The following is a 9,947-nucleotide window of genomic DNA, read 5'->3' as shown; positions in this document are numbered from 1 at the left end:
CGGAGGAGCGCACCGGCTTTCAGAACAGCCGGTCGGCACGCTCGGCGGCCGGTTCCTCCAGGCCCAGCAGGAACCGTTTCCGGTCGAGTCCGCCGGCGTACCCGCGCAGGCTGCCGTCCGTGGCGACGACACGGTGGCACGGGATGACCACCGACACCGGGTTGAGCGCGTTGGCCGCGCCGACGGCCTGCGCGAGCGCGGGCTCACCGAGGCGCCGGGCGAGGTCCCCGTACGAGCAGGTCTCGCCGTACGGGATCGTCGTGAGCAGATCCCAGACGCGGCGCTGGAAGTCGTTGCCCTGCGGGGCGAGCGGCAGATCGAAGTCCTGCCGTTCGCCGTCGAAGTACTCCCGGAGCTGTCGGCGGACCGCGTCGAACCCTTCGTCGGTGCGCTCCCCGAAGGTGTCGTCCGCCGGGCGGCGGCGGTGCCCGTCGAAGTACAGGCCCGTCAGTGCGCCGTCCTCGGCGACGACCGTCAGACCTCCGACGGGAGAGTCGATGACCGTGTGCGTCCTCATGGCCGGGCTCCTTTCCACAGCGGGCGGCTCTGCGGCGTCCGCCCCTGTTACCCGGTAGACGCGTGAGCCACGGGAAACGTGAGCCCGTCGGGTGCCCCGGTCTCCTTCGTTCCCGGCCACGCCGTCGAGGACCTCAGCGACGGGACATGTACAGGTCGAGGGCCTTGTGCAGGAAGCGGTTGAGGGGGAAGTCCCACTCGCCGAGGTACTCGACGGCGTGGCCGCCGGTGCCGACCTTGAAACGGAGCAGGCCGAGGAGGTGGTTGCTCTCCTCCAGGGTGTCGGTGATGCCCCGCAGGTCGTAGACGCCCGCTCCGAGCGCGTGCGCGTCGGACATCATGCGCCACTGGATGGCGTTGTTCGGCTGGACCTCGCGCTTGCGGCTGGTGGAGGCGCCGTACGAGTACCAGACGTGCTCGCCGACCGTCAGCATCGTGGCCCCCGCGAGGACCTCGCCCTCGTGGTGGGCGAGATAGAGGCGCATGCGGTCGGGATCCTCGGCCGTCAGCACGGTCCACATCCGCTGGAAGTAGGCGAGCGGGCGGGGGATGAACCGGTCCCGCTCGGCCGTCTCGGCGTAGAGCTCGTAGAAGGCGGACAGGTCTCCGTAGTCACCCCGGACGACCGTGACGCCCGCCTTCTCGGCCTTCTTGATGTTGCGCCGCCACTGCTGGTTGAGGCCCTTGTGGACCTCGTCCAGCGAGCGCCCGCCGAAGGGGACCTGGAACACGTAGCGCGGCTGGCCCGCCGCGAAGCCGTCCTCGCCGCCGGGTTCGGTCTGCTGCCACCCCATCCGGCGCAGCCGGCCGGCGATGTCGGCCGCCCGGGGATCGTGCCAGGTCGCCTCGGCGTCCCGCAGCCGCCCGGCCGCCGGATCGGCGATGGCGGCCTTGACCGCCTCCGTGTCCCAGCGCCGCGCGACCACGGGCGGCCCCATCTTCACCGAGAACGCCCCCTGCCGCTTCAGATGGGCCAGCATCGGCCGCAGCCACCGCTCCAGATCGGCCGCGTGCCAGTCGATGACCGGCCCTTCGGGCAGATAGGCGAGGTAGCGCCTGAGCCTGGGCAGGGGCCTGAACAGGACCAGCCCCGCTCCGACGAGCCGGTCGTCCGTGTCGAACCACCCCAGGCTCTCCGCCCGCCAGTCCGGCTTCACGTCCCCCCACGACGGAACCTGCATGTGGCTCGCCGAAGGCCGGGCCCCGATGAAGGCCAGGTGTTCCTCGCGGGTGATGCCCTTCAGCCGAAGGCTCATGCGCAACGCTCCTCTGCCCGGGACGCCCTTCCCGGGGCGTACGGTACGTCAGTCTCTCCGTACGCACCATGTCAAGCCCACGCACCTCATGTCATGGGGCGCCACGCCGTACGACCGGATCCGCGACCTGATCCCGGGGCGCGCTCTCCCTGGCCCGGGTGGCGCCCGGCCCGGTACCGGCCGCCCGCTCCGCGAAGCGCCGGAAGAGCGGGTGGAGCAGGACGGCGATGAGGGTGCCCGCCACCACGCCGCTGCCCAGGACCGTCCGGGCCCAGCCGGGGAAGCCCTGGTAGATGTCGGGTGCGACCACCGGCAGCAGGCCCGCGGTGAGGGCCAGGGCGATCACCGCGGAGTTGGCCGTCGCGCCGGGGGCCGTGCGCGCCAGCATGTCGATGCCCATCACCGCGATGATCCCGTAGATCACCAGCGAGGACCCCCCGACGACCGGCGCCGGTATCCCGGCCAGCAGCCGGGAGAGGGGAGCGAGCAGGCCCACCAGGACGAGCAGGGCGCCCGCCCCCGCCGTCACGAAGCGGCTGCGGACTCCGGTCAGCCGGACGATCCCGATGTTCTCCGAGCTGGTCACGAGGAGCGACGTGCCGAACAGCCCGCCGAAGAGCGAGACCAGCGCATCCGTCCCGGCGACGCGCGGCACATCGCGTCCGGGGTCGGACGCGCGGCCCACCGTCTCGCTGTTCAGGACGGTCTGGCCGGTGATCTCCGCGAGCGTGGTGAGGCTGAAGACGAGCAGCGGCAGTGCGGCCGGCACGTCGAAGTGCGGTGCCCCGTACGGAAGGAGACGCGGGAGGGCCAGGCCGCCGCCTCCGCCGGGAGGCGTGAAGTGGCCCAGGCCCGTCGTGACGGCGATGACGGTCCCCGCCGCCATCCCGAACAGCACCGCGGTCTGCCGCCACACCCCGCGGAGCAGCAGCAGGAGCAGCAGGGTGCAGCCGATGGTCGCGGCGGCCAGCACCACCCCCGACGGCGCGGCGTACCCGGCGGTTCCGGCCCGGCCGGTGACCAGTTGGGCCCCGACCTTGATCATGCCGATGCCGATCAGCAGCACGGTGACGCCCATGACCAGCGGCGGGAAGAGCCGCACGATCCTGGCGTAGAACGGCAGTACGGCGCCCAGCAGCGCCGCCGCGAGGACGACCGACCCGGTCGCGGTGGCCGGGCCGTGGTCCTTGGCGACCTGGAGGAACAGCGCCGTCGCCGCCCCGCCGGGCAGCATGACGAACGGCAGCCGGACCCCGACCTTCCACACCCCGAGGGACTGAAGAAGGGTGCCCGCGCCGCACAGGACGAGAGTGGCACTGAGCAGGGACGCGGTACGCCCGGGGCCGAGCCCGAGGGCCTGGCCGGTCAGGAACACCGTGGAGACGGGCGCGGCCACCATGGCCAGGACGTGCTGTGCGGACAGCGGGGCCAGCCGGCGCAGCGGCAGCCGCTCGTCGACGGGGTGCACCTGCCCGGCGCCCGGTCCTGCGGTGGTCACGGGGTGGCCTCCGTGTCCAGCCAGGGAAGCTCGTCGGCGGAGTAACGGTAGGCGCGGAACACGGCGTTGGGCTCGGACGGGAACAGGCCGCGCACCTCGGACTCCCGGTATCCGCCGAAGTACGGGACGACGTACTCCCAGCAGAGGTACCCGTCGGGCGTCACCTCGAAGAGCCGGCCCGAAGGAGAGTCCGTGACCAGGGTGTTGCCGCCCGCGAGGCGCTGGGCGCTGCCCATGAACGGGGCGAAGAACGACTCCCGGGCCGGGTCGTGGTACTCCCACACGATCTTGCCCGACGAGCGCTCGATCTCGATGACACGGGAGTACGGGACGTCCGATCCGGGCCGGAAGACCCCGTTGTCGAACACCAGCACATCGCCGTTGTCCAGCTCGGTGGGCGCGTGCTGCTGCGACACCGTGCCGGGGGCGGTCCGCCACAGGATCTCGCCGGTCTCGCGGCTGATGACGACGACGGCCGAGACGCTGCGCAGGCTGGCGAGGATGTTGCCGTCGGCGAGCGGGACGACGCTGTTGATCAGCGGCCAGTGCTCGCGGGCGTAGTCGGGGTGCAGCGCGTACTCCTCGCGGCCGAGGTGTTCGGCGGCCCGCCAGGACCAGAGCACGGAGCCGTCCGCGCCGACCTCCCGGATCGTGTCCGCCCACACCGTGCCGTCGGCCTCCGAACCGGGCACTCCGCCCCGTACGGCGTCCGCGTCCGCGCCCCGCAGGGGTTCGAGCGCGGTGTAGAGGACGCGGCCGTCGCCGAGGTGGTGGGCGTCGTGGTGCTGGAGCGGGTCGCGGTACTCGCGCAGCACGGTGCCGTCCGGGGCGGCTTCGAGCATCACGCCGCCCCGGTACTTGTGCCACATGGGGAAGAGGGCCGGCTCACCGGGGAGTACGCCGCTGTAGGCGAGGTTCCCGTTGGCCAGGACGCGCGCGTGCCGGCCGGGCCGGTAGGGCAGCTTCCACTCGTGGACGACCGTGCCGTGCAGGTCGATCAGGTACACCTCGCCCGTGCCGGTCAGCGGGGCGAAGAGGGTGTAGCCGCCCTCGGAGGCGTCGGGGTCGAGAGCGATCAGGCCGGTACCGCGGCGGCGGCGCGTGTTCTGGTCGACTGGGGACATACGGCCCTCCTGTGAAACTTTGTTTGATGTGGTCAATCTCCTTAGAAGCTAGCGACCGAGTGTTGCGGCACTGTGAAGGACGTACGAAGCCCGATGCGGCCTGCGAGATGATGAGGCGACGCCGACACCCCGACCGGAGACGAGGGACCACGACGTGACAGCCGAATCGCCCGCTCTCCGGATCGGGCCGGGCATCCGCAGGCGGCGCAGGGCGCTGGATCTCACCCTCGCCGAAGTCGCCGCCGCCAGCGGCCTGTCGTCGCCGTTCCTCAGCCAGATCGAGAACGGCCGGGCCCGCCCCAGCATGCGTTCGCTGCAACTCATCGCGGACGCGCTGGAGACCACGGCCGTGCAGCTCCTGGCCGCCGCCGACTCCCCGCACCGGGTGGACGTCGTACGCGCCGACGCGGACCCCGGCCTCGACGCGACGGCCCGGGTCCGCCCACTGGTGCGCGGACACCAGCAGATGCACGCGCTGGAGTTCACCGGCGACCACGACGAGAGCCGCGCGTTCGAGCACCGCAACGACGAGCTGATGTACGTCGCCGACGGCAGCGCCGAGGTCGAGGCGGAAGGCCGCACCTACCAACTGGGCCGGGGCGACACGCTGTTCCTCACCGGCGGGGTGCGCCACCGCTGGCGGGCGCGGGAGGAAGGGACGCGGGTGCTGCTCGTGGCCGTGGCCGACCACGTCGAGACAGCGGCGACGGACCGGCCGGACCCCGTGTGAGGGCGGCAGCCGCCCCGTGAACGGCCACCGGGCCGGACGGCGCGGTTCCGTGAACGGCCGCCGGCCGCCGGGGCGGTCGGCCCAACGGGCAGCCGGATGCCACCGCGCCGGTCGTCCTTCACGACGCGGTGGCCGGTCCGCTGCGGGTGCGCCGTCAGGCGCCGCTGTGGCGGAGCATGTCCTCGCGCTCGACGACCTTCACGCGCTCACGGCCCTCGGCCTCGCCGAGGCTCCGCTCGTGGCGGTCGAGCTCGTACCAGCCGTCCCACGTGGTGTACCGCACGCCGCGCTCCTGGAGGAAGGCGGTGACGGCGTCCGGGTCCGGCAGCGCGGCGCCGGGGAGGCGGCCTGCGGTGTGGTCGTCGAGGAGGCAGGCGACGGTCTCGTTGGCGTCGCCCTTGGTGTGGCCGATGAGCCCGATCGGGCCGCGCTTGATCCAGCCGGTGACGTAGACGGCGGTCTGGTGGCTGCTGTCGGCGGCCAGTACCCGCCCGGCCTCGTGGGGGACGGTGCCGGAGGCGACGTCGAAGGGCAGCTTGGGCAGCTCGTCCGAGCGGTAGCCGACCGCGCGGTACACGGCCTGGACGTCCCAGTCGGTGAAGCGGCCGGTGCCGCGCACGTTGCCGGTGCCGTCGAGCTCGGTGCGCTCGGTGCGCAGCCCGGTCACGCGCCCGTCCTCGCCGACGATCTCCTCCGGGGACTCGAAGAAGTGCAGGAAGAGCTTGTGCGGCCGGTCGCCGGGGTCGCGGATGGCCCAGTTCTCCAGGGTGGAGGCGACCATGTTGGCCTGCTTGTCACCGCGGCGGGTGGCGATCGAGCCCTCGTCGTAGTCGATGTCCTCGGGGTTGACCACGACCTCGATGTTCGGCGAGTGGTCGAGTTCGCGCAGTTCCATCGGGCTGAACTTGGCCTGCGCGGGGCCGCGGCGGCCGAAGACGTGGACCTCGACGGCCTTGTTCTGCCGCAGCCCGCTGTGCACGTTCGGCGGGATCTCGGTGGGCAGCAGCTCCTCGGCGGTCTTGGCCAGGATCCGGGCGACGTCCAGGGCGACGTTGCCCACCCCGAGGACGGCGACCTTCTCGGCCTCCAGCGGCCAGGTGCGCGGGACGTCCGGGTGGCCGTCGTACCAGGAGACGAAGTCCGCGGCGCCGAACGAGCCCTCCAGGGCTATCCCGGGAATGTCCAGCGCGCGGTCCGCCATCGCTCCGGTCGAGAACACGACGGCGTCGTAGAAGCGGTGCAGGTCGTCCAGCGTGAGGTCGCCGGGGTAGTCCACATTGCCGAAGAGCCGTATCTGCGGCTTGTCCAGCACCTTGTGCAGAGCGGTGATGATGCCCTTGATCCGCGGGTGGTCCGGGGCGACCCCGTAACGGATCAGCCCGAACGGCGCGGGCATCCGCTCGAACAGGTCGATGGAGACGCCCGGGGCCTGGGCGGCGTCGGACTTCAGCAGGGCGTCGGCGGCGTAGATGCCGGCCGGACCGGCACCGACGATCGCGACACGGATGGGACGAGACATACGGGACGTTCCTCCAGGCAACGCGGACAGACGGGACGCGACAGGCCCGCCGGCCGGCGGCGGGCAGCGGGCGGCGGCGGTCGAAGGGCCTGCGGCCCCCACAGTCATGACCCCCACGTCCGGTCCACCTGGGGATCCCCTGACGGGATCGATGCCACCCCTGCCGCCGGAAGCCGGACAGGCGTGTCATTCAAAAGCATATGGCACCAGGTGACAGAATCCCCTGGCTGCCCACGGCACGGGCCGCCGGTACGCCGCCCCGCCAGGAGGAACCCCGTATGCAACCCAGCCCGGCCGAACGCACCGCGTCCGCCGGCCTGCGCGCCCGCAAGAAACTCCGGACCCGCGACGCGCTCTGCCACGCGGCCCTCGACCTGTTCGGCTCCCGCGGCTTCGACGGCACCACGCTGGACGACATCGCGGCCGCCGCCGATGTGTCCAAGCGCACGCTGCTGCGCTACTTCACGGGCAAGGAGGACGTGCTGCTCGCGGTGTTCCGGGAGATGGCCGTGCTCACCCTGCGCGAACTGGGCCGCAGGCCCCCCGACGAGCCCCCGCTGACCGCGCTGCGCGGAGCCACCCGCCATGCGCTGACCGAGGTGGCGCGGGCCCTTCCCGAGTACCGCTCCACACCGGCCTGCCTCGCCGTGCTGCACCTCGTGGCGGTCACGCCGGGCCTGCTCGCCTCCCTCCACCACGTCCTGCTGACCGAGCAGGACGCACTCGCCGGGACCCTCGCCGCGCGGGAGCACCTCGCGGACCCGGCCGACCCGCGGCCGCAGCTCCTGGTGTCGGCGCACGCCGGTGCCCTGACGGTGGCGGTCCGCACCTGGCAGGCGAGCGGCAGCCGTGACCTCGACACCCTGCTGCACAGCGTCGACCTGTGCCTCGACAACCTCGGCTCGGCCGTCGGGGGGCCGTGGGCGGGCTCACCGCTGGACCGGGGGCTGGCGGGGGTGTGAGGGACGGGGCGCGGCGGGAGCGTGGTCGTTCCGTCCTGACGCGACGGTCCGATTCACCCGAATGGCCCTGCCCGGCTGGTGGCGGGAGCCGCGTGAGCGGAGGGTCGGGGCGACGCCGGACAGCCCGATGACCCGGCGAAGGAGGCTCTCATGGCTCAGCCCGCAGCCCCTTCCGGGGCGCCCACACCCCGCCACACGCAGCCCGGCAGGGGCAGCGACAGCACGTGGGCCAGTGGCGGAACCCTGTTCGCCGGTGTGCTGCTGTTCGTGGACGGAGTGCTGGCGGTGCTCAACGGCATCGTCGGCATCGCGAAGGACAATGTCTACGCCCACGTCGGCCACTACACCTACCAGTTCAACCTGACCGCCTGGGGCTGGATCCACCTGGCCATCGGGGTGCTCCTCATCCTCACCGGCCTCGGCATCCTCAAGGGCGCGCCCTGGGCCCGCTGGCTCGGAGTCGCCATGGCCACGATCAGCGTGGTCGCGAACTTCATGTGGCTGCCGTACCAGCCGATCTGGGCCTTCATCGCCATCGGGATCGGTGTCTTCGTGATCTGGTCCCTCCTGACGGACCACACCAGGTCGCCCCTCCGGTGAATCCGGGGAACCCAGCGGGAAAGCCCCGGGCCGGTGAGGCCCGGGGCTTTCCCGTGGGCCCCGGCCCCGGCCCCGTCCCTGACCCCCGTCCCGATGCCCGGAGAGGCAGACCCCCATGGCGCCACGCCCTCACTGGATCTTCGGTGACCAGCTCGGCCCGCACTTCCTCGATCCCCGGCACGGCGGACCCGACGCCCAAGCGCCGGTGGTCATGATCGAGGCGCGCTCGGTGCTGCGCCGGCGGCGCTTCCACCGTGCCAAGGCCCATCTGGTGCTGTCGGCGATGCGGCACCGTGCCGCCGAACTCGGCGACCGGGTCACCTACGTCCGCGCGGAGACGTACGCCGAGGGCCTTGAGCAGGCCCTGGGACACCGGGTGCCCCGCCGGTCCGGCGCCCACGGCGGGGGTACGGACCGTTCGCGGCAGCGCCCCGCCGGAGACCGGCTGACGGTCTGCCATCCCACCTCGCGCCGGGCCCGGGACTTCGCCGCCGCGCTGGAGGGCGTGGAGATCCTGCCGGCGAAGGGCTTCATGGTGGGCCACGACGACTTCGCCGAGTGGGCCGGCCGGCACAGCGGCCGGGGCCTGCGGCTGGAGGCCTTCTACCGCTGGGTGCGCGGGCGGCACGACCTGCTGATGGACGGCGAAGAGCCCGTGGGCGGGCGGTGGAACCTCGACCACGACAACCGCGAACCCCCGCCGCGCGGCCGGGACACCCTCGGTGTCCGGGGCCCCTGGCAGCCGCGCGAGGACGCCATCGACGAGGAGGTCCGCCGCGATCTCGACCGCTGGGAGCGGGACGGCGACGTCTCCTTCGTCGGCCGTGACGGCCCGCGGCGCTTCCCCGCCACCCGGCGCGAGGCGCTGTCCGCACTGCGGCACTTCGTCACCCACCGGCTGCCGGACTTCGGCCGTTACGAGGACGCGATGCTCGCCGCGGACCCATCGATGAGCCACAGCCGGCTGTCCGTACCGCTGAACCTCGGGCTTCTCGATCCGGCCGAGTGCGTGGAGCGCGCCGAGCGGGCCCACCGGGCCGGTGACGCGCCCCTCAACAGTGTCGAGGGCTTCGTCCGGCAGATCGCCGGCTGGCGCGAGTACGTCTGGCACCTGTACTGGCACTTCGGCGAGGACTACCGCCACCGCAACGCGCTGCACCACACCGCCCCTCTGCCGGACTGGTTCCTCGGCCTGGACGCCGACGCGGTCACCGCGAACTGTCTGTCCACCGTGCTCGCGCAGGTGCGGGACACCGGCTGGACCCACCACATCCCCCGGCTGATGGTGCTCGGCAGCCGTGCCCTGCAGGACGGCTGGGACCCGGCGGCCGTCACCGACTGGTTCCACCGCTGCTTCGTCGACGGGTACGACTGGGTGATGCTCCCCAACGTCGTCGGGATGTCCCAGTACGCCGACGGCGGCCTCATGACCACCAAGCCGTACACCTCCGGCGGTGCCTACATCCACCGGATGAGCGACCTGTGCGGACCGTGCGCCCACCGCCCCTCCGACCGCACCGGGGACCGGGCCTGCCCGTACACGGCGGGCTACTGGGCCTTCCTCCACCGCCACCGCGCCCGGCTCGCCGCCAACCCCCGCACCGCCCGCGCCGTGCGGGGCCTCGACCGGCTCAAGGACCTTCCGGAACTCCTCGACACGACCGCACGGCGCGGCGGCACACCGCCCTGACGGGGAGGCCGGGGCGGTGGACAGCGGCGGGCCGGCCGGGGCGCGGCCACGG

General features: G+C 72.7%; 9 protein-coding genes. 4 read left to right on the top strand and 5 right to left on the bottom strand.

Going from position 1 to position 9,947, the window contains the following annotated elements:
- Positions 1–19: 19 nt before the first annotated feature.
- From OG285_RS16275 to OG285_RS16260, 4 genes are all read right to left on the bottom strand, one after another.
- Entirely contained in the window at positions 20–517 is a 498-nt protein-coding gene (locus tag OG285_RS16275; RefSeq protein WP_371791366.1) for a methylated-DNA--[protein]-cysteine S-methyltransferase, read from the bottom strand.
- Positions 518–650: 133 nt separating this feature from the next.
- Positions 651–1,772: a lipid II:glycine glycyltransferase FemX gene (locus OG285_RS16270; RefSeq protein ID WP_371791365.1), complete on the bottom strand. Its 1,122-nt coding sequence runs from the start codon at positions 1,770–1,772 to the stop codon at positions 651–653.
- A 91-nt stretch (positions 1,773–1,863) separates the two neighbouring features.
- Positions 1,864–3,270, bottom strand: a complete 1,407-nt coding sequence (locus OG285_RS16265; RefSeq protein ID WP_371791364.1) for a uracil-xanthine permease family protein — start codon at positions 3,268–3,270, stop codon at positions 1,864–1,866.
- The gene (locus OG285_RS16260; RefSeq protein ID WP_371791363.1) at positions 3,267–4,394 is read right to left on the bottom strand and encodes an aryl-sulfate sulfotransferase; all 1,128 of its coding nucleotides are present in this window, start codon (positions 4,392–4,394) and stop codon (positions 3,267–3,269) included. The genes OG285_RS16265 and OG285_RS16260 overlap by 4 nt, the downstream gene beginning before the upstream one ends.
- 154 nt (positions 4,395–4,548) lie before the next feature.
- On the opposite strand from OG285_RS16260, the gene OG285_RS16255 reads away from it, so the two are divergent.
- Complete coding sequence (locus OG285_RS16255) at positions 4,549–5,124, top strand: XRE family transcriptional regulator (protein WP_356826571.1); 576 nt, start codon at positions 4,549–4,551, stop codon at positions 5,122–5,124.
- Positions 5,125–5,278: 154 nt separating this feature from the next.
- On the opposite strand, the gene OG285_RS16250 is transcribed toward OG285_RS16255, so the two are convergent.
- Positions 5,279–6,643 (bottom strand): FAD-dependent oxidoreductase, encoded by a 1,365-nt coding sequence (locus OG285_RS16250; protein ID WP_356826569.1) that lies wholly within the window; start codon positions 6,641–6,643, stop codon positions 5,279–5,281.
- Positions 6,644–6,921: 278 nt separating this feature from the next.
- Between OG285_RS16250 and OG285_RS16245 the strand changes: the two genes are divergently transcribed.
- From OG285_RS16245 to OG285_RS16235, 3 genes are all read left to right on the top strand, one after another.
- Positions 6,922–7,605: a TetR family transcriptional regulator gene (locus OG285_RS16245; protein ID WP_356826567.1), complete on the top strand. Its 684-nt coding sequence runs from the start codon at positions 6,922–6,924 to the stop codon at positions 7,603–7,605.
- A 150-nt stretch (positions 7,606–7,755) separates the two neighbouring features.
- On the top strand, positions 7,756–8,205 hold the full coding sequence (locus OG285_RS16240) for a hypothetical protein (protein ID WP_356826565.1): 450 nt from the start codon (positions 7,756–7,758) through the stop codon (positions 8,203–8,205).
- 115 nt (positions 8,206–8,320) lie between these two features.
- Entirely contained in the window at positions 8,321–9,895 is a 1,575-nt protein-coding gene (locus OG285_RS16235; protein ID WP_371791362.1) for a cryptochrome/photolyase family protein, read from the top strand.
- Positions 9,896–9,947 lie beyond the last annotated feature (52 nt).

It is taken from the genome of Streptomyces sp. NBC_01471, from assembly GCF_041438865.1.
In the GTDB taxonomy this organism is placed as follows: domain Bacteria; phylum Actinomycetota; class Actinomycetes; order Streptomycetales; family Streptomycetaceae; genus Streptomyces.
Note: the sequence above shows the minus strand (reverse complement) of the source record. Positions and strands in the feature narration are given on the sequence as shown.

What these genes read in the sequence shown, in the direction of transcription:
- OG285_RS16270 (WP_371791365.1), bottom strand. Translation starts at nt 1,772, where the DNA reads ATGAGCCTTCGGCTGAAGGGCATCACCCGCGAGGAACACCTGGCCTTC.
- OG285_RS16240 (WP_356826565.1), top strand. Translation starts at nt 7,756, where the DNA reads ATGGCTCAGCCCGCAGCCCCTTCCGGGGCGCCCACACCCCGCCACACG.
- OG285_RS16260 (WP_371791363.1), bottom strand. Translation starts at nt 4,394, where the DNA reads ATGTCCCCAGTCGACCAGAACACGCGCCGCCGCCGCGGTACCGGCCTG.
- OG285_RS16250 (WP_356826569.1), bottom strand. Translation starts at nt 6,643, where the DNA reads ATGTCTCGTCCCATCCGTGTCGCGATCGTCGGTGCCGGTCCGGCCGGC.
- OG285_RS16235 (WP_371791362.1), top strand. Translation starts at nt 8,321, where the DNA reads ATGGCGCCACGCCCTCACTGGATCTTCGGTGACCAGCTCGGCCCGCAC.
- OG285_RS16275 (WP_371791366.1), bottom strand. Translation starts at nt 517, where the DNA reads ATGAGGACGCACACGGTCATCGACTCTCCCGTCGGAGGTCTGACGGTC.
- OG285_RS16245 (WP_356826567.1), top strand. Translation starts at nt 6,922, where the DNA reads ATGCAACCCAGCCCGGCCGAACGCACCGCGTCCGCCGGCCTGCGCGCC.